Annotated in this window: 16 protein-coding genes; 9 read left to right on the top strand and 7 right to left on the bottom strand. The window is 68.1% G+C overall.

Annotated features, from left to right (window positions below):
• Positions 1-40: 40 nt before the first annotated feature.
• The 3 genes from BLV92_RS08145 to BLV92_RS08135 form a co-directional block, all read right to left on the bottom strand.
• Complete coding sequence (locus BLV92_RS08145) at positions 41-1,336, bottom strand: cell division protein ZipA C-terminal FtsZ-binding domain-containing protein (RefSeq protein ID WP_090543881.1); 1,296 nt, start codon at positions 1,334-1,336, stop codon at positions 41-43.
• 127 nt (positions 1,337-1,463) lie between these two features.
• A complete protein-coding gene (gene smc / locus BLV92_RS08140; protein WP_090543878.1) occupies positions 1,464-4,982 on the bottom strand; it encodes a chromosome segregation protein SMC in 3,519 nt (1,172 codons plus the stop codon).
• Between the two features lie 156 nt (positions 4,983-5,138).
• A complete protein-coding gene (locus BLV92_RS08135; RefSeq protein ID WP_090543876.1) occupies positions 5,139-6,116 on the bottom strand; it encodes a DMT family transporter in 978 nt (325 codons plus the stop codon).
• A 470-nt stretch (positions 6,117-6,586) separates the two neighbouring features.
• Between BLV92_RS08135 and dapC the strand changes: the two genes are divergently transcribed.
• The 6 genes from dapC (at position 6,587) to cls (ending at position 12,878) form a co-directional block, all read left to right on the top strand.
• Entirely contained in the window at positions 6,587-7,816 is a 1,230-nt protein-coding gene (gene dapC / locus BLV92_RS08130; protein ID WP_090543874.1) for a succinyldiaminopimelate transaminase, read from the top strand.
• 89 nt (positions 7,817-7,905) lie between these two features.
• Positions 7,906-8,733, top strand: coding sequence for a 2,3,4,5-tetrahydropyridine-2,6-dicarboxylate N-succinyltransferase (gene dapD, locus BLV92_RS08125; RefSeq protein ID WP_090543872.1), 828 nt, complete (start codon positions 7,906-7,908; stop codon positions 8,731-8,733).
• Entirely contained in the window at positions 8,733-9,092 is a 360-nt protein-coding gene (locus BLV92_RS08120; protein ID WP_090543869.1) for an ArsC family reductase, read from the top strand. The genes dapD and BLV92_RS08120 overlap by 1 nt, the downstream gene beginning before the upstream one ends.
• A 96-nt stretch (positions 9,093-9,188) precedes the next feature.
• On the top strand, positions 9,189-10,328 hold the full coding sequence (gene dapE / locus BLV92_RS08115; RefSeq protein ID WP_090543867.1) for a succinyl-diaminopimelate desuccinylase: 1,140 nt from the start codon (positions 9,189-9,191) through the stop codon (positions 10,326-10,328).
• Between the two features lie 20 nt (positions 10,329-10,348).
• The gene (prmB, locus tag BLV92_RS08110; RefSeq protein WP_090543865.1) at positions 10,349-11,245 is read left to right on the top strand and encodes a 50S ribosomal protein L3 N(5)-glutamine methyltransferase; all 897 of its coding nucleotides are present in this window, start codon (positions 10,349-10,351) and stop codon (positions 11,243-11,245) included.
• A gap of 190 nt (positions 11,246-11,435) precedes the next feature.
• Positions 11,436-12,878: a cardiolipin synthase gene (cls, locus tag BLV92_RS08105; RefSeq protein WP_090543863.1), complete on the top strand. Its 1,443-nt coding sequence runs from the start codon at positions 11,436-11,438 to the stop codon at positions 12,876-12,878.
• A gap of 25 nt (positions 12,879-12,903) precedes the next feature.
• Here the strand turns inward: cls and BLV92_RS08100 are convergent, their stop codons facing one another.
• Complete coding sequence (locus BLV92_RS08100) at positions 12,904-13,383, bottom strand: glutathione peroxidase (protein ID WP_090543862.1); 480 nt, start codon at positions 13,381-13,383, stop codon at positions 12,904-12,906.
• Between the two features lie 126 nt (positions 13,384-13,509).
• Here BLV92_RS08100 and BLV92_RS08095 point away from each other — a divergent pair, with 126 nt between their 5' ends.
• Both BLV92_RS08095 and BLV92_RS08090 read left to right on the top strand, forming a co-directional pair.
• Positions 13,510-15,441, top strand: coding sequence for an ATP-binding cassette domain-containing protein (locus BLV92_RS08095; RefSeq protein ID WP_090543860.1), 1,932 nt, complete (start codon positions 13,510-13,512; stop codon positions 15,439-15,441).
• A 39-nt stretch (positions 15,442-15,480) separates the two neighbouring features.
• Complete coding sequence (locus tag BLV92_RS08090; RefSeq protein ID WP_244283761.1) at positions 15,481-16,692, top strand: CaiB/BaiF CoA transferase family protein; 1,212 nt, start codon at positions 15,481-15,483, stop codon at positions 16,690-16,692.
• A gap of 59 nt (positions 16,693-16,751) precedes the next feature.
• Here BLV92_RS08090 and BLV92_RS08085 read toward each other — a convergent pair whose 3' ends face one another.
• The 3 genes from BLV92_RS08085 to alr all read right to left on the bottom strand — a co-directional run bounded on the left by BLV92_RS08085 (position 16,752) and on the right by alr (position 19,612).
• Complete coding sequence (locus BLV92_RS08085; RefSeq protein WP_373681836.1) at positions 16,752-17,000, bottom strand: DUF2866 domain-containing protein; 249 nt, start codon at positions 16,998-17,000, stop codon at positions 16,752-16,754.
• 149 nt (positions 17,001-17,149) lie between these two features.
• Entirely contained in the window at positions 17,150-18,538 is a 1,389-nt protein-coding gene (gene radA, locus BLV92_RS08080; RefSeq protein WP_090543855.1) for a DNA repair protein RadA, read from the bottom strand.
• Between the two features lie 3 nt (positions 18,539-18,541).
• Positions 18,542-19,612, bottom strand: a complete 1,071-nt coding sequence (gene alr / locus BLV92_RS08075; protein WP_090543854.1) for an alanine racemase — start codon at positions 19,610-19,612, stop codon at positions 18,542-18,544.
• A gap of 218 nt (positions 19,613-19,830) precedes the next feature.
• Between alr and lplT the strand changes: the two genes are divergently transcribed.
• Positions 19,831-21,141, top strand: coding sequence for a lysophospholipid transporter LplT (gene lplT / locus BLV92_RS08070; RefSeq protein WP_090543853.1), 1,311 nt, complete (start codon positions 19,831-19,833; stop codon positions 21,139-21,141).
• The last annotated feature ends 33 nt before the right edge of the window (positions 21,142-21,174 follow it).

Raw genomic sequence — 21,174 nt, 5'->3', positions numbered from 1 at the left:
CGGGCCTGCAACGCAACCCGCGCGATCCGTGCCGGCTCGCTTACTGGCTGAACAACCGCCGGGTCGCCGGCGAACCCGCCGGAATGCCGGCCTGTTCGAGTTTTGCGTAAAGCGTCATCAGCTGCTTGTCGATCGACTGGAGCACCGTTTCCGGCAGCGGCCGGCGCTGGTCGTCCACGACGCGTCCGCCGATCCGCTCGGCCAGCGACTTCGCGTAGTCGCACATCAGCCGGAACGGCAGGATGTCCTCGTCCGCGACCGGCACGTCGAGCACCAGCGTGATCATCTGGCCGCCCTTGTACGTGAGGTCGTCGCGCAGGAAATTCGTGTCGCCGAACTGCAGCATGAACACCGGGCTCTGCTTCGCGTCGAGCTTCACGAACCGCGTGCCGTCGCGCGACAGCAGCAGCCCGTCCTGCGACGCGACCGCCTGCACGTAGTTCGCAGACCACGGCGCGCCGTCCGACATCACGTTGATCGACAGTTGCGCGTCGCACTGCGCGGCGAAGCCGTCGAGTTCGCGCGCCATCGACACGGTCTCCATCATGTCCGGAAATTCCGGCGACGCGTCGAGCGCATCCGCGAACTGCTGCACGCCGGTCACGAACTCGGAAAACTCCAGTTCGTTCAGCGGGCCGCTGCGGTTCGCGAGCTGCGCGGCCGCGCGCAGTTCCTCGTAACGCACGCCGTTTTGCAGCAACTCCCAGTTGCCGCCGTCGGGTTTGCCTTCGATATGGACCGGCTTGCTGCCCGCGCGGCGCAGCCGCTGCGCGAGCGGAATCACGCGCTCGCCGGCGACCGGCGCGGCGAGCCGCACCGGCACGATGCAGTCGATCCGGCGATCGACGACCGCGGGCGGCGCGGCGGAGATCGTCGTCGCGGCCGGCAACACCGGTTCGATCGGCTCCGCGTCGCCAGGCTCGGTCGCATGGGTTGCGTTGGCCGCGTTGGCCGCATGGGCCGGTCCCGCATCGGTGCCGGCCGGCGCGCCTTCGGCGGCCGCTTCATCCGCGAAGCCGTTCGGCGACGTGTTCTCCGCCTGGATATCCACCGGCGTATCCGGCGGCGCGGCCGCGCCAAAACCCGGCTCGACCCGCTCTTCGCCGGTCGCGGCCGCGCCCGCGAGCGTCGGCTCGCGGCGCGACGGCGCGCGCGCCGGCTCGATGAACGGGCTCTGCTCCTCGTGTTCCTCGCGGGCGAGCGTTTCCGCCGCGTCGTCGGGCATGGGTCTCGGCATCCGGCGACGCACCTTCGCGCCCTGCCACGCGTTGTACACGACCACGCCACCCACCACCACGGCGCCCGCGCCGATCAATCCGAGTGTCAACTCGTCCATGCATGCTCCATCAGCAATTCTTCTTCCGGCGGCGCGCAGCCGGCGGACACGCGCGCACCGCAACCGCGGCGCGCAAACGGGTCGCCGTCCCGGCCGCGTACCGGCCATTCATTCTTTCAGGCCGTCATCAAGCCGTATTCTGGGCGAAACCCGCTGCGGTTTCCATGTCGACCGCGACGATCCGTGAGACGCCCTGCTCCTGCATCGTCACGCCGATCAGTTGCTGCGCCATCTCCATCGCGATCTTGTTGTGCGAGATGAACAGGAACTGGGTTTTGTCCGACATCGCGCGCACGAGGTTCGCAAAGCGTTCGGTGTTCGCATCGTCGAGCGGCGCGTCGACCTCGTCGAGCAGACAGAACGGCGCGGGGTTCAACTGGAACATCGCGAACACGAGCGCGGTCGCGGTCAGCGCCTTCTCGCCGCCGGACAGCAGGTGGATCGTCGAGTTCTTCTTGCCGGGCGGCTGCGCCATCACCTGCACGCCGGCGTCGAGGATCTCGTCGCCGGTCATGATGAGTTTCGCCTGGCCGCCGCCGAACAGGCGCGGGAACAGTTCGCCGAAATGGCGGTTCACCTCGTCGAACGTGCCTTGCAGCAGCGTGCGCGTTTCCTGGTCGATCTTGCGGATCGCGTCTTCGAGCGTGTCGATCGCGCTCGTCAGGTCGGCCGACTGCGCGTCGAGGAAGGTCTTGCGCTCGGTCGCCGCCGCGAGTTCGTCGAGCGCGGCCATGTTGACCGGCCCGAGCGCGGCGATCGCGTTGTTGATCCGCGTGACCTCGCCTTGCAGGTACGACGGCTTCAGGTCCGGCGTCAGCTTCTGCTGCAACGCCGCCTCGTCGACGCCGGCCGCCTCCAGTTGCTCGACGAACTGCTCGCCGGTCATCCGCGCGGCCTGCTCCTTCAACTGCAACTCGGTGATGCGGTCGCGCAGCGGCTGCAACGCGCGCTCCGCGGTGAGGCGCGCCTCGTCCGACTGGCGCAGCTTCGCGCTCAGGTCGTCGAGTTCGGCGCGCGCCGCGCGCAGCACCTCTTCCTTCTCCGCGCGCACTTCGAGCGCCTCCTGGAGGCCGGTGTGCGCGGTCTGCTCGTTGATCGTCTCCAGTTCCGCGCGTGCGTCCTCCAGCGACGCGGCGACGCGCTCGCTCTGGTCGTGCGCGACCTGGATGTTCCGGCGCAACTCGTCGATCCGGTTCGCCATGTTGCGCGCCGCGAAGCGCGCATCCGCCGCCGCGCGTTCGAGGTCGCGCGCGTTCGTGCGCGCGCTCGCCAGTTCCTCGTCGAGCGCCTCGAACGCAAGCTGGTTGTCCTCGAAACGCGCCTGCAACTCGGCCAGTTCACCGTCGTGGCGCTCGAAGTTCGCTTCGGACTCCGCACGCAACGCGCGCTGCTCGTCGATCTGCGCGGCGATCTCTTCGAGTTCCTCGCGGATCTGCGTGCTGCGCGCGGTGTAGCGCTCGTGCGCCTGCGTGAGCTTCAGCACGTCCATCTGCAACGCATGCACGCGCTGCGTCGCGCGCTCGGCCTGCTGACGCAGTTCGGTCAGCGCCTGCGCGGCCTGCGAATGCGCGGCTTCCGCGCGCACCGACGCGGCCCGCGCCTCGTCGGCCAGCAGCGCCTGCGCGCGCACCTGGCGCGCGAGGTTCTCGATTTCCTGCTGACGCGCGAGCATCCCGGCCTGCTCGGAATCGGCTGCATACAGTTGCACGCCGACGCGCGTGACCATGTGCCCGGCCTTCACGACGAACGCGGCGCCCGCCGGCAGTTGCGCGCGCTGCGCCAAAGCCTGGGCGAGATCGTCCGCGACGAACGTCGAGCCGAGCCATTCGGTCAGCACCGCGCGCATCCCGGCATCGTCGATCCGCACGAGCGACAGCAGCGGCGTCATGCCGGCCGGCGCGACAGGCGGCTGCGCGGCCGACGGCGGCGCGTAGAACGCGAGTTTCGCGGGCGGCGCGTCGTTCGCGAACGCCTTCACCCAGTCGAGGTTCGACACTTCGAGCGCCGCGAGCCGTTCGCGCAGCACCGCTTCGAGCGCGGTTTCCCAGCCGGCCTCGACGTGCAGCTTCTTCCACAGACGCGGCAGCGAACCCAGTTCGTGGCGTTCGAGCCAAGGCTGGATCTTGCCTTCGGTCTGCACGTTCTCCTGCAACTGCTTCAATGCGGCAAGGCGCGCTTCGAGCTGATGGATCTGCGCGCTTTCGGACTGCACGCGTTCGTGCGCGGCGCGGCGCTCGGCGTCGAGACGCGGCAACGCCTCCTGCGCATCGGCAAGACGCTGCTGCGCGTCGTTGAGGATCTCTTCCTGCTCGGCCAGCTGCATCCGCAGTTCTTCGAGCTGCGTTTCATCCGGCGCGTCGAGCCCGCCTTCCTCGGCCTTCAGCCGCTCGTGCCGCTGCTGAAGCTGTTGCAGCATCTGGTCCGCGTTGCGCTGCTGCGCGGCTTCGAGCTTCAGCGCCTGCTCGGTGCGCGCGATGCCGCCGCGCTCGTCGTTCAATTGCGTCTGCGCATCGCGCCAGCGCGCTTCGAGCGCGGGCAACGCTTCCTGCTTCGCGACCGCGTCGTCTTCCGCGAGCGCGGCCTTCTCTTCCGCGATCGCGAGTTGTTCTTCCGCGTCCGCGAGGTCGTCCTGCGCCTTCTGCGCCTGCGACTGCCACTGCTCGCGCTGCGCGTTCAACGCGGCGATCTGCGCCTGCACGCGGTTGCGCGATTCGACGATGAAGCGGATCTCCGCTTCGAGCCGGCTCACCTCGGCGTTCGCTTCGTACAGCCCGCCCTGCGCGGCCTGCATCGCGTCGCTCGCCGAATAGTTCGCGACCCGCAGCGTTTCCAGTTCCGCCTCCACTTCGCGCAGCCGTGCGGTCTGCGCTTCGAGGTCGATCTGCGCCTGCTCGATCGCGCGCTGCTGGCGCTGCTGCTCGTTCGCGGCCTCGTTCTTGCGCAGCAGCCACAGCAGGCGCTGCTTCTCCTCGCCGTCGGCCTGCAACTCGCGGAACTTCGTCGCGACGATCGCCTGGCCTTCGAGCTTTTCGAGGTTCGTCGCCAGTTCGCGGACGATGTCCTCCACGCGAGTCAGGTTCTCGCGCGTGTCGTGCAGACGGTTCTCGGTCTCGCGACGGCGTTCCTTGTACTTCGACACGCCGGCCGCTTCTTCGAGGAACACGCGCAGTTCCTCGGGCTTCGCCTCGATGATCCGCGCGATCATGCCCTGCCCGATGATCGCGTACGCGCGCGGGCCGAGGCCGGTGCCGAGGAAGATGTCCTGGATGTCGCGCCGGCGCGCCGGCAGGTTGTTGATGTAGTAGCTCGACGTGCCGTCGCGCGTGAGCACGCGCTTCACCGCGATTTCCGCGTATTGCCCCCACTGGCCGGCCGCGCGGCCGTCCGCGTTGTCGAACACGAGTTCGACGCTCGCGCGGCTGCCCGGCTTGCGCGCGGTCGAGCCGTTGAAGATCACGTCCTGCATCGACTCGCCGCGCAACTCGGACGCGCGCGATTCGCCGAGCACCCAGCGCACCGCATCGATGATGTTGGACTTGCCGCACCCGTTCGGCCCGACCACGCCGACGAGCTGGCCCGGAACCTGGAAATGCGTGGGATCGACGAATGACTTGAAGCCAGCGAGTTTAATCGAGGTCAGACGCACGGCGATATCGCTGTTGGAATGGGAAGGTGAACGGGACCGCCGCGCGCCGCGCCGCCGCGACCGTGCGACGGCGCCACGCGTTCCGGGCGGACGCCACGAATACGCACGCGCCGCGACGTACGCGAAGGGCGTGCGGCGCGGCGCAGACAGCGGCAATCATACCATCGCGCGTGCGCCGTCCCGCGCATCGGCGGTCCCGCGCGACGCTGGACCGCCACAGTCGCCGCCGTCCCCGCCGCGCGGCGGCCGGACCCGATGGACCCAGTTCGACAGCAGCGACGCGAGCACGATGCAGCCGCCGCCCGCCCACTCGTGCAGGCCGGGCACCTCACCCGCGAACAGCCACGCGGTCAGCGCGGTGACGACGAGTTCGAACAGCATGATGATCGACGCGCGGTTCGCCGGCACCCGGGCGAGGCCGAACTGCACGAGCATGTTGTTCGCGCCGAGCGCGATGCCGAGCACGACGACGAGCCAGACGACATGCACGAGCGCCGGACCGACGGGCGGCGCGGGCATCGGCTCGAAACACGCGGCGAATGCGCCGGACAACGCCGCGCCGCCGAACACGATCGCGGTGCGCATCTCGGGTTTCATGTCCGGCAGCACGCGGGCCGTCTTCAGCACGAGCACGTTGCTCATCGCGAAACCCATGCCGCCGGCGAGGCCGGCCCATTCGGCCGCGTCGGCGGGCAACGGCAGACCCGCGTGCGGCGACCACAGCATCAGCACCGCGCCCGCGAGCGACAGCGCGGCGAGCGCCGCGCCGGACCACGTGAGCCGCTCGCGCAGGATGAAATGCGCGAACAGCGCGGTCCATGCGGGCGCGAGGTAGAACAGCAGCAGCACGCGCATCACCTCGCCATGGATCGAGCCCCACACGAAACCGAGGTTGTTCACGCCGGCCGCGAGGCCGAGCAGCGGCAGCACGCGGTGCCAGCGCATCGTGCGGATCGAGCGCCAGCGCAGCGCGAGCACGAACAGGCAGCCGGCCGCGCTGGTCAGCGCGCTCGCGGCGGTGCCGGACACGCCGAGCGCCGCCACGATCCGCAGCGGATACCAGACGATCCCCCAGACCGACGCGCCGACGAGAATCGCGAGCGCCGGCCAGCCGGTGCGGGTGACTGCGGTCATCGGTGGGGATTTCCTGTTGCCCGCGACGCGCTGTTCGCGCGCGTTGCCTGCTTCTTCAAATGCATTGGTTAAACCCTTGCTCTTCTGTTCCGTTGCCCGTTGCGTTGCCGATGCTCATTCATGGCGGACGAGCGGCCGATTGCCCATACGCCGCTTCTTCCGCCCGGATCTGCCCGGCATGGTCGAGGGTCACGGCACGCTGCCAGTCGCATGCGCCGCGTCCACGCGCAACGGGCTGCATCCCACGACGCGCCTACGCCGCCAGCCGCAGCCCGCGCCGCCGCACCCGACGCGCCAGTCACCCCGGCCACCCGGCGCAACCCTGCGCCGCCAAGCTATAATCGGACCCTTGCAAGCCGCCGCGGCACGCCGGCCCGCCGTCCGTCGCGCCACGCGGCAGCCTCGCTTCGGAGCGCGCCTTGCCGCGCTCCGCATCCGTCGCCGTCCCGTTCAGCCCGTCCAACGCCCAAGTGAATCCGCTCCTCGATACCCTTCAGTCCTATCCGTTCGAAAAGCTGCGCGCACTGTTCAAGGATGTCGCGCCGAACGCCGCGCTGCGCCACATCAGCTTCGGGATCGGCGAGCCGAAACACCCGACGCCGGCGCTGGTCCGCGACGCGGTCGTCGCGTCGCTCGACGGACTGTCGGTCTATCCGGCGACCGCCGGGTCGCCGGCGCTGCGCGAGGCGATCGCCGCGTGGGTCAAGCAACGCTACGGGCTGCCGCAGATCGACGCGAACACCGAGGTACTGCCGGTGTCCGGCTCGCGCGAGGCGCTGTTCGCGCTCGCCCAGACGGTGCTGGACCCGACCGCCGGCTGGAAGAACCCGGCGGACCCGGCGCAGCGCGCGATCGTACTCTGCCCGAACCCGTTCTACCAGATCTATGAAGGCGCGGCGCTGCTCGGCGGCGGCGAGCCGTACTTCGTGAACAGCGACGCCGCGCGCAACTTCGCGTGCGACTACTCGTCGGTGCCGGACGCGGTGTGGGCACGCACCCAGCTGCTGTACGTGTGCTCGCCGGGCAACCCGACCGGCGCGGTGCTGACGCTCGACGACTGGCGCGAACTGTTCGCGCTGTCCGACCGCTACGGCTTCGTGATCGCATCCGACGAGTGTTATTCGGAAATCTACTTCGACGAAACGAAACCGCCGCTCGGCGGCCTCGAAGCCGCGCACAGGCTCGGCCGCGGCTTCGAACGGCTCGTGATGCTGTCGAGCCTGTCGAAGCGTTCGAACGCGCCGGGCATGCGCTCGGGGTTCGTCGCCGGCGACGCGGCGATCCTGAAGAAATTCACGCTGTACCGCACGTATCACGGCTCCGCGATGTCGCCGGTCTGGCAGGCCGCGAGCATCGCCGCGTGGGGCGACGAGACCCACGTGCGCGAGAACCGCGCGAAATACGCGCAGAAATTCTCGACCGTCACGCCGATGCTCGCGGACGTGCTCGACGTAAAGCTGCCGGACGCCGCGTTCTATCTGTGGGCGAACGTCGCCCGCACCGGCCTCACCGATACCGCGTTCGCCCAGCGCCTGTACGCCGACTATAATGTGACGGTTCTGCCCGGCTCGTACCTCGCGCGCGAAGCGCACGGCGCGAACCCCGGCCGCGATTTCGTCCGCATGGCGCTCGTCGCCGACGTCGGCGAATGCATCGAAGGCGCGCAGCGCATCGTGGACTTCTGCCGCTCGCTCGCGTAGCCGCCAGGCCGCGCACCGGATGCGGCGCGTGCATCGCGCCGGCTGCACCAACCGAATTCCCCCTATCGCTCAACACCGGATTCATCGTCATGTCGCAACAACTTCAGCAGATCATCGACAACGCCTGGGAAAACCGCGCCGAGCTGTCGCCGAAGGCCGCCCCCACCGAAGTACGCGAAGCCGTCGCGCACGCGATCGAGCAGCTCGACCGCGGCCTGCTCCGCGTCGCCGGGAAGAAGGACGGCGACTGGGTCGTCAACCAGTGGCTGAAGAAGGCCGTGCTGCTGTCGTTCCGCCTTGAGGACAACGCGCCGATGCCGGCCGGCGGTTACACCCAGTTCTACGACAAGGTGCCGTCGAAGTTCGCCAGCTACACGGCGGAAGACTTCGCCGCGGGCGGCTTCCGCGTGGTGCCGCCGGCAATCGCGCGCCGCGGCTCGTTCATCGCGAAGAACGTCGTGCTGATGCCGTCGTACACGAACATCGGCGCCTACGTCGACGAAGGCACGATGGTCGACACGTGGGCGACCGTCGGCTCGTGCGCGCAGATCGGCAAGAACGTGCACCTGTCGGGCGGCGTCGGCATCGGCGGCGTGCTGGAGCCGCTGCAGGCGAACCCGGTCATCATCGAGGACAACTGCTTCATCGGCGCGCGCTCGGAAGTGGTCGAAGGCGTGATCGTCGAGGAGAACTCGGTGATCTCGATGGGCGTCTACCTCGGCCAGAGCACGAAGATCTACGACCGCGAAACTGGCGAAGTGTCGTACGGCCGCATTCCGGCCGGCTCGGTCGTGGTCGCGGGCAACCTGCCGTCGAAGGACGGCACGCACAGCCTCTATTGCGCGGTGATCGTGAAGAAGGTCGATGCGAAGACGCGCGCGAAGGTCGGCCTGAACGAGCTGCTGCGGGGCGACTGATGGCGAAGAAAACGGTCGTCTACGGCATCCCGAACTGCGACACCGTGAAGAAGGCGCGCACGTGGCTCGAAGAGCACGGCGTCGCGTTCGAGTTCCACGACTTCAAGAAAGCCGGCGTGGACGCTCCGCTGATCGAAGGCTGGCTGAAGGACGTGCCGCTCGACGCGCTGGTGAACCGGCGCGGCACCACCTGGCGCGGCCTCGCGGACGACGTGAAGGCGGCCGCCGACACGCCGGCCGGCGCGATCGCGCTGATGATCGACAAGCCGTCGGTCATCAAGCGGCCGGTCGTCGTCGTGAACGGCCGCGTGAAGATGCTCGGCTTCTCGGCCGACCAGTACGCGACGCTGTTCGCCTGAACGCAGCATCCGCGCGGGACGCGTCCCGCGCTTCGCATCCCGTAGCCGGCGCGTGTGAACCACGGCGCCGGCATTTTTATTGAAAGTGGTTAGCCCATGTCCGCCACCCTCGCCCTTACCGAACAGCTGATCGCGCGCGCGTCCGTGACGCCCGACGACCAGCACTGCCAGCGCCTCATGACCGAACGCCTCGCGGCGCTCGGTTTCGCGTGCGAGACGATCGAGTCGCACGGCGTGACGAACCTGTGGGCGGTGAAGCGCGGCAGCGCCGGCCCGCAAGGTCCGCTGCTCGTGTTCGCGGGCCACACCGACGTCGTGCCGACCGGCCCGCTCGAACAATGGAGTTCGCCGCCGTTCGAGCCGACGCATCGCGACGGCAAGCTCTACGGGCGCGGCGCGGCCGACATGAAAACGTCGCTCGCCGCATTCGTCGTCGCGAGCGAGGAGTTCGCCGCCGCGCATCCGCAGCATCGCGGCTCGATCGGCTTTCTGATCACGAGCGACGAGGAAGGCCCGGCGACCGACGGCACCGTGAAGGTCGTCGATCTGCTGGAGCAGCGCGGCGAGAAGCTCGACTACTGCATCGTCGGCGAGCCGACGTCCACGCACACGCTCGGCGACTGCGTGAAGAACGGCCGGCGCGGCTCGATGTCGGGCAAGCTGGTGGTCAAGGGCGTGCAAGGCCACATCGCGTATCCGCATCTCGCGAAGAATCCGGTGCATCTGTTCGCGCCCGCGCTCGCGGAACTGGTCGCCGAACGCTGGGACGACGGCAACGAATACTTCCCGCCGACCACCTGGCAGGTATCGAACCTGCACAGCGGCACCGGCGCGAGCAACGTGATTCCGGGCCACGCGGAAGTGCTGTTCAACTTCCGCTTCTCGACCGCGAGCACCGTCGAAGGATTGCAGCAGCGCGTGCACGCGATCCTCGACCGCCACGGGCTCGACTACGAACTGCACTGGACGATCAGCGGCCTGCCGTTCCTGACGCCGCGCGGCGACCTTTCGTCCGCGCTCGAACGCGCGATCCGCGACGAGACCGGCGTCGCCACCGAGCTTTCGACGACCGGCGGCACGTCGGACGGCCGCTTCATCGCGCGGATCTGCCCGCAGGTGGTCGAGTTCGGGCCGCCGAACGGCAGCATCCACAAGATCGACGAGCACGTCGAAGTCGCGTTCGTCGAGCCGCTGAAGAACGTGTATCGTCGCGTGCTCGAACAACTGATCGCGTAAGCGCGAACCGGAGCCCCCTTATGACCCATCCGCTTTCGACGACCTTCTCCACCGTGCGCGACCTGCTGCGTTATGCGGTGTCGCGCTTCAACGGCGCGGAACTCGCGTTCGGTCACGGCTCGACCAACGCGTACGACGAGGCCGCGTATCTGATCCTGCACACGCTGCATCTGCCGCTCGACCTGCTCGACCCGTTCCTCGACGCGCGCCTCGCGCCCGACGAAATCGACGGCGTGCTCGACGTGATCGAGCGGCGCGCGACGGGCCGCGTGCCGGCCGCGTACATCACGCGCGAAGCGTGGATGCACGGGCTGCGCTTTTATGTGGACGAACGCGTGATCGTGCCGCGCTCGTTCATCGGCGAACTGTTGCAGGACGGTCTGCAACCGTATGTCGAGGACCCCGAGCAGGTGAGCGCGGTGCTCGAACTGTGCACCGGCTCCGCGAGCCTCGCGATCCTCGCCGCGCACGCGTTCCCGAACGCGGACATCGATGCGGTCGACCTCTCCGCGCCCGCGCTCGAAGTCGCGACGCGCAACGTGCACGAGCATGAACTCGACGACCGCATCGCGCTGTTCGAAGGCGACCTGTTCTCGCCGCTGCCCGAGCGCCGTTACGACGTGATCCTGACGAACCCGCCGTACGTGAACGCAACGTCGATGCAGACGCTGCCGGCCGAGTACCGGCACGAGCCCGAGATCGCGCTCGCGGGCGGCGCGGACGGCATGGACATCGTGCGCCGGATCATCGCCGACGCGCGCCAGTGGCTGACCGACGACGGCGTGCTGGTGGTCGAGATCGGCAACGAACGCGCGAACGTCGAGGCGGCGTTCGGCGGCCTCGACCTCGTGTGGCTGTCGACCAGCGCCGGCGACGACAACGTGTTCCTGATCCAGGCGGCCGACCTGCCGGTGTGATGCGGGGCCGTGGCCGGGCCGATGCCGGACCGGGTTTCGGCGCCGTTCACGACCCGCGCCGCGCGCGGCGGCGCTGACGCGCGGCAGGCTGCCGGCGGGACCGATCGCCGCGCGGCGGGCGGTCCGGGTAAGATGGCCGTTCCGCAACGGCCCCGTTAAGGGCCGCGCCCCAGGAGCGTCCTTCGCATCCATGCAGCATTTCGACTGGTCAGACCTCGCGCCGCTGCTCGCGCTCATCCACGTGCTGGGCCTTATCGCCGCGTGCCACGCGATTCTCAACACCCGCACGTCGCAAGGCGCGATTGCCTGGGCGGTATCGCTCGCGACGATGCCGTACCTGACGCTGGTCCCGTATCTGTTCCTCGGCCGCAGCAAGTTCGCCGGCTACGTCGATGCGCGCCGGCTGCGCAACGAAACACTGCGCGAACGCGCGCATGCGCCGGAGCGGGCCGCGCCGCCGCCGTCCAGTTCGTGGCCCGCGTACGAATTCGATCCGCGCGCGATCCGCACGTTCGTGCAACTGGGCGCGATGCCGCTCGTGCCCGGCAACTCGGTGCGCACGCTGGTGAACGGCGAAGCGACGTTCGCGGCGATCCTCGACGCGATCGAACACGCGCGCAGCTACGTGATCGTGCAGTTCTTCATCGTGCGCGCGGACGCGCTCGGCAACCTGCTGAAAGACGCGCTCGTCGCCTGCGCGGCGCGCGGCGTGCGCGCATTCTTCCTGTACGACAGCATCGGCTGCTTCGACCTGCCGTCGAGCTACACGGCCGCGCTGTCCGCCGGCGGCGTGACCGTGCATCCGTTCGCGACGCGGCGGCTCTTCGTCAACCGGTTCCAGTTGAACTTCCGCAATCACCGGAAGATCGTCGTCGTGGACGGCGAGCGCGCGTTCGTCGGCGGCCACAACGTCGGCGTCGAATATCTCGGCGCGAAACCGCCGCTGTCGCCGTGGCGCGACACGCATATCGAGGTGCGCGGGCCGGCGGTCGCGAACATCCAGTTCGTGTTCACCGAGGACTGGTACTGGGCGACGCAGCGGCTGCCCGACTGCGAGCCGCCGCCGCAGAAGCCGCACGACGACGGGATGTTCTGCCTCGTGATGCCGACCGGCCCGGCCGACCGCCAGGAAACCTGCTCGCTGTTTTTCGTCGAGGCGATCAACGCGGCGCGCAAGCGGCTGTGGATCACGACGCCGTACCTCGTGCCGGACGAAGCGGTGTTCGCCGCGCTGCGGCTCGCGGTGCTGCGCGGCGTCGACGTGCGGATCATGATTCCCGCGCGGCGCGACCACTACGTGGTGTTCGAGGCGTCGACGCTCTATGCGTTCGACGCGATCCGCGCGGGCATCCGCATCTTCCGCTACAAGCCGGGTTTCCTGCACCAGAAGGTCGTGCTGATCGACGACGTGGCCGCCGCGATCGGCAGCGCGAATCTCGACAACCGCTCGTTCCGGCTGAACTTCGAGATCATGGTGCTGACCGTGCATCGCGGTTTCGCGGCCGAGGTCGAGGCGATGCTGCTGCGCGACTTCGACGACACCGTCGAGATCGACCGTGGCGAATACCGCCGCGCGCCCGCGCTGCGCAAGATCACGATGCACCTCGCGCGGCTCTTCTCGCCGATCCTTTAGCCGGCCGCCACGGCCCGCGCGGCGGCTACAGCAGCTTTTCGATGTCGCCCGCGATCGCGTCCGGCTTCGTGACCGGCGCATACCGCTTGACGACGTTGCCTTCGCGATCGACGAGAAACTTCGTGAAGTTCCACTTGATCGCCTCCAGCCCGAGCACCCCCGGCGCCTCTTCGGTCAGCCAGCGGTACAGCGGATGCGCGTTCGCGCCGTTCACGTCGATCTTCTCGAACATCGGGAACGTGACGCCGTAGTTCTTCTCGCAGAAGCTGCCGATCTGCTCCGCGTCGCCCGGCTCCTGCTTGCCGAACTGGTTGCACGGAAAGCCGAGCACGACGAGGCCGCGCCCCTCGTAGTCCTCGTACAGTTTCTGCAGGCCCGCGTATTGCGGCGTGAACCCGCACTCGCTCGCCGTGTTCACGACCAGCAGCACCTTGCCCTGGTACCGGTCCAGCGACACCGGCTCGCCGGCCAGCGAACGAGCCGAAAACGAATAGATCGAAGCCATCTGCGCCCTCCATCGAAAGCGCCAGTCTAAGCGAGAAACGTGTCGCTGCGCTGCCTGGCCGAACGGACGATGCCGATGCCGGCGCGGCACGGTCTAGAATAGCGTTTTCTCGACGCTGGCCCTGCTGTGATCCGCTTCAACCAATTCAGTCTTGCCCGCGGTACCAAGCCGCTCTTCGACCAGACGTCGTTCACGCTGAACCCCGGCGAGAAGGCCGGGCTCGTCGGCGCGAACGGCGCGGGCAAATCGACGTTGTTCGCCGTGCTGCGCGGCGAACTGCACGCGGACGGCGGCGACTTCTCGCTGCCGCCGTCGTGGCAGATCGCGCACGTCGCGCAGGAAACACCGGCGGTCGAGCGCAGCGCGCTCGACTACACGCTCGACGGCGACGCCGCGCTGCGCGACATCGAAGCCCGCATCGCGGCCGCGTCCGCCGCGCACGACGGCGCGGCCGAAGCCGAAGCGCACGCGGCGTTCGCGGACGCTGACGGCTACACCGCCCCCGCGCGCGCCGAGGCGCTGCTGCTCGGCCTCGGCTTCACGCTCGAACAGACGCGCCAGCCGGTCGGCAGCTTCTCCGGCGGCTGGCGGATGCGCCTGAATCTCGCGCAGGCGCTGATGTGCCGCTCGGACCTGCTGCTGCTCGACGAACCGACGAACCACCTCGACCTCGACGCGATCGTGTGGCTCGAAGACTGGCTGCACCGCTACCCCGGCACGCTGGTCGTGATCTCGCACGACCGCGAGTTCCTCGACGCGATCTGCAACGTGACGCTGCATCTCGAACAGCAGCAGATCAAACGCTATGGCGGCAACTACTCGCAGTTCGAGATCCTGCGCGCGCAGCAGCTCGCGCTCCAGCAGAGCGCATATGAAAAGCAGCAGCGGACCGTCGCGCATCTGCAAAGCTTCATCGACCGCTTCAAGGCCAAGGCGACGAAGGCGCGCCAGGCGCAGAGCCGCGTGAAGGCGCTCGAAAAGATGGAGCTGATCGCGCCCGCGCACGCGGCGTCGCCGTTCACGTTCGAGTTCCGCACGCCGGACTCCGCGCCGAACCCGATGCTCGTGATGGACGACGTGCGCTGCGGTTATCGCAACGACGATGGCCATGAGATTCCGATCGTCGAGCACGTCGCGCTGTCGATCCAGAACGGCCAGCGGATCGGCCTGCTCGGCGCAAACGGCCAGGGCAAGTCCACGCTGATCAAGACGCTCGCCGGCACGCTCGCGCCGCTCGCGGGCGACCTGCGCACCGGCAAGGGGTTGCAGATCGGCTACTTCGCGCAGCATCAGCTGGAAACGCTGCGCCCCGACGACTCGCCGCTGCAACACCTCGCGCGGCTCGCGCCGGACACGCGCGAACAGGAACTGCGCGACTTCCTCGGCGGCTTCAACTTCGCGGGCGAGATGGCGACCGCGCCGATCGCGCCGTTTTCCGGCGGCGAGAAGGCGCGCCTCGCGCTCGCGCTGATCATCTGGCAGAAGCCGAACCTGCTGCTGCTCGACGAGCCGACGAACCACCTCGACCTCGAAACGCGCCACGCGCTGACAATGGCGCTCGCGCAGTTCGACGGCACGCTGATCCTCGTGTCGCACGACCGGCATCTGCTGCGCGCGACGACCGATCAGTTCATGCTGGTCGCGAAGCACCGGCTGCAACCGTTCGACGGCGATCTCGACGACTATCGCGACTGGCTGCTGCAACATGCGGCCGAACAGCGGGCGGCGTCGAAGCAGGACGCGGAGTCGGGCGCGAACGGCGACGGCGGCGCGAACCGCAAGGAGCTGCGCCGCCAGGAAGCGGAAACGCGGCAAAAGCTGTCGCAATTGAAGAAGCCGCTGCAAAATCGCATCGGCAAGATCGAAAAGGAAATGGACGCGCTGAATGCCGAGAAAGGCACGCTCGACGCGTTCATCGCCGACCCGGCCAGCTACGAGCCCGCGCAGAAGGCGAAGCTGACCGACGCAATTCGCAGGCAGGCGCAGGTGCAGTCACGTCTCGATGAGCTGGAAGCCCAGTGGCTCGAAGCGCACGAGGAGCTTGAACAGATCGGCTAGCGGCGCGCCGCGTGCGTGCCGCCGGTCAAGGAGTCAACCGTGTCGTCTCCCGCTCCATTGCATGGCCTTCGCGTGCTCGACCTGACCGGGCTGCTGCCGGGACCGGTCGCGACGCTGCGGCTCGCCGAACTGGGCGCCGACGTGCTGAAAATCGAGCCGCCGGGCGACGGCGACGCGACCCGCGTGATGATGCAAAGCGCCGCCGACGAAGTCGCCGGGCGGCCCGGCGCGTTCTACCGGATCGTGAATCGCGGCAAGCGCGAAACCCGGCTCGACCTGAAATCCGACACCGGCCGCACGGTGCTGCTTGCGCTCGCGCGCGACGCGGACGTGCTGGTCGAGAGCTTCCGTCCCGGCGTGATGGAGCGCCTCGGCGCGAGCTACGACACGCTGCGCGAGATCAATCCGAAACTCGTGTACTGCTCGATCAGCGGCTACGGCGCGACCGGCCCGTTTTCGAGCCGGCCGGGTCACGACCTGAACTACGTCGCGTACACGGGGGTGCTCGATCAACTGTCCGCGCGCGACGGCGCGCCGGTGCTGCCGAACTTCCAGATCGCCGACCTGCTCGGCGGCGCGCTGACCGCGGTCACGCAGATTCTCGCCGCGTTGTGGCAGGTCGCGCGCGGCGGCGAAGGACGGTTCGTCGACGTGTCGATGGCGCATTCGACCTACGTGAACAACGTCGTCGCGCAGGTCGCGCTCGCGAACGACGACGTGGCTGCGACGCGTCCCGGCCACGGGCTGCTGAACGGCGGCGTGCCGTGCTACAACCTGTATCGCACGCAGGACAACCGCTGGCTCGCGGTCGCGGCGCTCGAATTGAAGTTCTGGCAGGCGCTGTGCATGGCGATCGGCCGCAATGACTGGGCCGACCGGCACTGGAGTCTCGGCCAGGCGATCGGCGGCGCGGACGCGGTCGCGCTGACGAACGAACTCGCGAACCTGATCGGGAAAGAGCCGCTACAGACGTGGATCGACCGGCTCGAACTGCTCGACTGCTGCGTATCGCCGGTGTTGACGCCGGCCGAGGCGGCGCGTCATCCGATGTTCAATCCGCAGGCGCTGCTCGAAGCGGAACGCCAGGAGAGCGGACCGGCAGAAGAGCCGCAGCAGTACGGTTATGGCGGCGCCGGGATGTCGGTCGCGAACGAGGAAAGACCGGACAACGACGCCAACCGCCACGCGAATACCGCGAACGCGCCCGCGCAGAAGCCGGGCAAGCCGTTCAGTTATGGTCCGTGGGGGTAGTCGGTTGACCGGGCAACGGAACCGCAGCCGGTGCGGGCGCGCTCGCTGAAACGCGTCTCCTACCGGCGCGGCAGGGTTTGACGCGGTCCGCGTTCGTCGTCGTGCAGCACGTGTTTGCGGCCTTCGACGTGATGCGCGATCGTGTTGCGCACCTGTGCGGGGGTCACGTTCTCCGCGACCACGCGACGCGAGATCCGGCCATCGCTGTCGATCCATTCGACGATGCGGCATGCGCCGCCCCAAGGCTGACGGATCGGCTCGGAGACCCGGCAGCCGCGCACGACGATCGGGCGATCGCCGGCGGACATATCAGTCTGTTTCAAGACGCCATCCTTCCCGCTCGACGCGGATTGCATAGTGCGTCAGAGCATAGGGGAAAACGGCGGCGAGCCAGGTTACAGTCGGTACCAGGGTTGTTACTAATCATTACGGGACAGTTGACGTCCCGCCGGCGGTTTTAATCGAGCGTGCGCACGCGGTCGATAGCCTCTTCGATGCGCTCGACCGCGATCACCTCCAGCCCGTCGATCGGCTGTTTCGGCGCATTCGCGCGCGGAATCAGCGCGCACGAGAAACCGAGCTTCGCGGCTTCCTTCAGGCGCTCCTGCCCGCGCGGCGACGGCCGGATCTCGCCGGCGAGCCCGACTTCGCCGAATACGATCAGTCCCTTCGGCAACGCCTTGTTACGCATCGACGAATGTATTGCAAGCAGCACCGCGAGGTCGGCGGCCGGTTCGGTGATCTTCACGCCGCCGACCGCGTTCAGGAATACGTCCTGATCGAAGCACGCGATGCCCGCGTGGCGGTGCAGCACCGCCAGCAGCAGCGCGAGCCGGTTCTGTTCTAGCCCGACCGCGAGGCGGCGCGGATTCGGCACGTGCGCGGTATCGACGAGCGCCTGCACTTCGACGAGCAGCGGCCGCGAGCCTTCCTGCGTGACGAGCACGCACGAACCCGGCACGCTCTGTTCGTGCTGCGAAAGAAACAGCGCCGATGGATTCGCGACGCCGCGCAGCCCGCGCTCGGTCATCGCGAACACGCCGAGTTCGTTCACCGCGCCGAAGCGGTTCTTGAATGCGCGCACGAGCCGGAACGACGAATGCGTGTCGCCTTCGAAATACAGCACCGTGTCGACGATGTGTTCGAGCACGCGCGGCCCCGCGAGGTTGCCCTCCTTCGTCACGTGGCCGACCATGATGATCGCGGTGCCGGACTGCTTCGCGATCCGTGTGAGCTGCGCCGCGCATTCGCGCACCTGCGCGACCGAGCCGGGCGCGGACGTCAACGCTTCCGAATAGACGGTCTGGATCGAGTCGATCACGGCCACGTCGGGGCGCTCCGCGTCGATCGTCGCCTGAATCCTTTCGAGCTGGATTTCTGCGAGCAGTTGCAGCTCGCTCGCCTTCGAGCCGGGATCGAGCAGCGCGAGACGCTGCGCGCGCAACGCGATCTGCGCGGCCGACTCCTCGCCGCTCACATAAAGCGCGCGACGCTCGGCCGCGATCTGCGCGAGCGACTGCAACAGCAGCGTCGATTTGCCGATGCCCGGATCGCCGCCGATCAGCACGACGCCGCCCGGCACGAGACCGCCGCCCAGCACGCGGTCGAACTCCCCGACGCCGGTCGTGAAGCGCGGCACGTCGGCCGCCTCGATGTCGGCGAGACGGCGCACCGGCGCGCTTTTCGCGAGCGCCTGGAAGCGGTGCGCGGACGGCGACTCCGGGACGCTCTCGATCAGCGTGTTCCATGCGTTGCAGGCCGGGCATTGGCCCAGCCACTTCGGTGTCTGCCCGCCGCATTCGGTGCAGGTGTACAGCGTGCGGACCTTCGCCGCGCTTTTCGCCACCGCTTATTCCGCCCGCACCGGCACGCGCTGCGCGACCGCGCACATCAGCTCGTAGCCGATCGTGCCGCACGCGCGCGCGACGTCGTCGATCGGCACGTTCGCGCCCCACAGCTCGACGCGGCTGCCGACACCCGCATTCTGACAAGGCGTCAGATCGACGGTCAGCATGTCCATCGACACGCGGCCGACGATCCGCGTCAGCACGCCGTCGACCATCACCGGCGTGCCTTCCGGCGCGACGCGCGGATAACCGTCCGCGTAGCCGCACGCGACGACGCCGATCCGCGTCGTTTTGCGCGCGACGAACGTCGAGCCGTAGCCGATGGTCTGGCCCTCGGCAAGCGTCTGCACCGCGATCAGTTCGGACGCGAGCGTCATCGCCGGCTGCAGGCCGGTGCCCTCGATCGCCGCGGTGAGGCCGGACGGCGACGCGCCGTACAGGATGATCCCGGGCCGCACCCAGTCGAAGTGCGTGGACGGATGCCACAGCGTCGCGGCCGAGTTCGCGAGGCTGCGCGCGCCGGCGATCCCTTGCGCGCCGCGCTCGAACGTCGCCACCTGCTCCGCGACGCCGCGTTCGCTGTCGGCGTCCGAGAAGTGCGTCATCAGCGTGATCTGACCGATGCCGGCGCACGCGCGCGCGCGCTCCCACGCGGGCCGGAACTTCTCCGGCGTGTAGCCGAGCCGGTTCATTCCGCTGTTCATTTTCAACTGAATATTGACCGGCTTCGACAGACGCGCCATTTCGAGCATCCGCATCTGCTCGTCCGAATGGACGACCGTCGTCAGGCTGTAGCGGTCGATCACGTCGATGTCGGTCGGCCGGAAGAAGCCTTCCAGCAGCAGGATCGGCCCGGCCCAGCCGAGTTCCCGCAACTTCGCGGCTTCTTCGAGGTCGAGCAATCCAAAGCCGTCTGTCGCACGCAGGCCGGGGAACGCTCGCGCGAGTCCGTGGCCATACGCATTGGCTTTCACGACAGCCCAGATTTTCGAGTTCGGCGCGCGGCGGCGGGCGACGGCGAGGTTATTGGCGAGAGCGGCGGTGTGAATCGTGGCGGAAAGGGGGCGAGGCATGGGAATTTTTCGTAAAGACGCTGTCGAATCAGGATCTTACAGGGCGCGGTCTGCGCCCGCGAGGCCGACGGGACGGGCGCTCAAGGAATCTGCTAGTCCGAATGCAGCTATTTTCATGATATAAAGCCGTGCGCACAACCCATTTCGATCGTAATAAGCCCGGATGCACCCCACCCGTCCGGGGCGGACGGACTGCAGCGAGGACAGCATCGCATCAGATGAAAAAAGGCTTTTACACCATCATGGCCGCGCAGTTTTTTTCGTCGCTGGCCGACAATGCGCTGCTGATCGCCGCTATTGCACTGCTGAAAGACCTTCACGCCCCGAACTGGATGACGCCGCTGCTCAAGCTGTTTTTTGTGCTGTCGTACGTCGTGCTTGCCGCTTTCGTCGGCGCATTCGCCGATTCGAGGCCGAAGGGCCGCGTGATGTTCATCACGAACACGATCAAGGTGGTCGGCTGCGCGATGATGCTCGCAGGCACCCATCCCCTTCTTGCATACGGCGTCGTCGGCTTCGGCGCGGCGGCGTACTCGCCGGCGAAGTACGGCATTCTGACAGAACTTCTGCCGCCTGACCGCCTCGTTGCCGCCAACGGCTGGATCGAAGGCACGACGGTCGGCTCGATCATCCTCGGCACCGTGCTCGGCGGTGCGCTCATCAGCCCGCATCTCGCCGCTCACGTGATGGCGCATACGCCGCCGTCGATCAACACGCCCGCCGAAGCGGCGATGCTCGTCATCATGGCGATCTACGTGATCGCCGCCCTCTTCAACCTGCGCATCCCGGACACCGGCGCCCGTTATCCGCGACAGGAGCACGGCCCGATCCGCCTCATCACCGACTTCGCGGACTGCTTCGTCACGCTGTGGCACGACAAGCTCGGCCAGATCTCGCTCGCGGTCACGACGCTGTTCTGGGGCGCGGGCGCGACGCTGCAATTTATCGTGCTGAAGTGGGCGGAAGTGTCGCTCGGCATGTCGCTGTCCGAAGGCGCGATCCTGCAGGCGGTGGTCGCGGCGGGCGTCGCGGCGGGCGCGATCATCGCGGCCGCGCGCGTGCCGCTGAAGAAGTCGCTGTCGGTGCTGCCGGTCGGCATCGTGATGGGCATCGCGGTGATGCTGATGGCGTTCTACACGCGCGACCTGTTCCCCGCGCATTGGGGCCTGCAGCTCGGCCGCATGCACATGCCGGGTTACCTGCTATTCGCGTATCTGTTTCTGATGATCGTCGGCGGCCTGTCCGGCTTTTTTGTCGTGCCGATGAACGCGCTGCTCCAGCATCGCGGCCACGTGCTGCTGTCGGCCGGCCATTCGATCGCGGTGCAGAATTTCAACGAGAACCTGTCGGTGCTCGTGATGCTGTGCCTGTATGCGGTGCTCGTGTGGCTCGACGTGCCGGTGACGATCGTGATCGTGCTGTTCGGCACGTTCGTCTGCCTGATGATGTGGCTCGTGATGCGCCGCCACCAGGCGAACCAGCGCACGTTCGACTCGGTCGCGCTGATCGGCGAGAATCACCAGCATTGATGCGCGTCGCCGCGCAACCCCTTCCGTCATTCG

Source organism: Paraburkholderia caballeronis, from assembly GCF_900104845.1.
GTDB lineage: Bacteria > Pseudomonadota > Gammaproteobacteria > Burkholderiales > Burkholderiaceae > Paraburkholderia > Paraburkholderia caballeronis.
Note: the sequence above shows the minus strand (reverse complement) of the source record. Positions and strands in the feature narration are given on the sequence as shown.

Excerpts from the sequence above, each read along its gene's own strand:
- prmB (WP_090543865.1), top strand. The coding sequence starts at position 10,349 with ATGACCCATCCGCTTTCGACGACCTTCTCCACCGTGCGCGACCTGCTG.
- dapD (WP_090543872.1), top strand. The coding sequence starts at position 7,906 with ATGTCGCAACAACTTCAGCAGATCATCGACAACGCCTGGGAAAACCGC.
- BLV92_RS08085 (WP_373681836.1), bottom strand. The coding sequence starts at position 17,000 with ATGTCCGCCGGCGATCGCCCGATCGTCGTGCGCGGCTGCCGGGTCTCC.
- BLV92_RS08135 (WP_090543876.1), bottom strand. The coding sequence starts at position 6,116 with ATGACCGCAGTCACCCGCACCGGCTGGCCGGCGCTCGCGATTCTCGTC.
- cls (WP_090543863.1), top strand. The coding sequence starts at position 11,436 with ATGCAGCATTTCGACTGGTCAGACCTCGCGCCGCTGCTCGCGCTCATC.
- lplT (WP_090543853.1), top strand. The coding sequence starts at position 19,831 with ATGAAAAAAGGCTTTTACACCATCATGGCCGCGCAGTTTTTTTCGTCG.
- dapE (WP_090543867.1), top strand. The coding sequence starts at position 9,189 with ATGTCCGCCACCCTCGCCCTTACCGAACAGCTGATCGCGCGCGCGTCC.
- BLV92_RS08145 (WP_090543881.1), bottom strand. The coding sequence starts at position 1,336 with ATGGACGAGTTGACACTCGGATTGATCGGCGCGGGCGCCGTGGTGGTG.
- BLV92_RS08120 (WP_090543869.1), top strand. The coding sequence starts at position 8,733 with ATGGCGAAGAAAACGGTCGTCTACGGCATCCCGAACTGCGACACCGTG.
- BLV92_RS08100 (WP_090543862.1), bottom strand. The coding sequence starts at position 13,383 with ATGGCTTCGATCTATTCGTTTTCGGCTCGTTCGCTGGCCGGCGAGCCG.
- alr (WP_090543854.1), bottom strand. The coding sequence starts at position 19,612 with ATGCCTCGCCCCCTTTCCGCCACGATTCACACCGCCGCTCTCGCCAAT.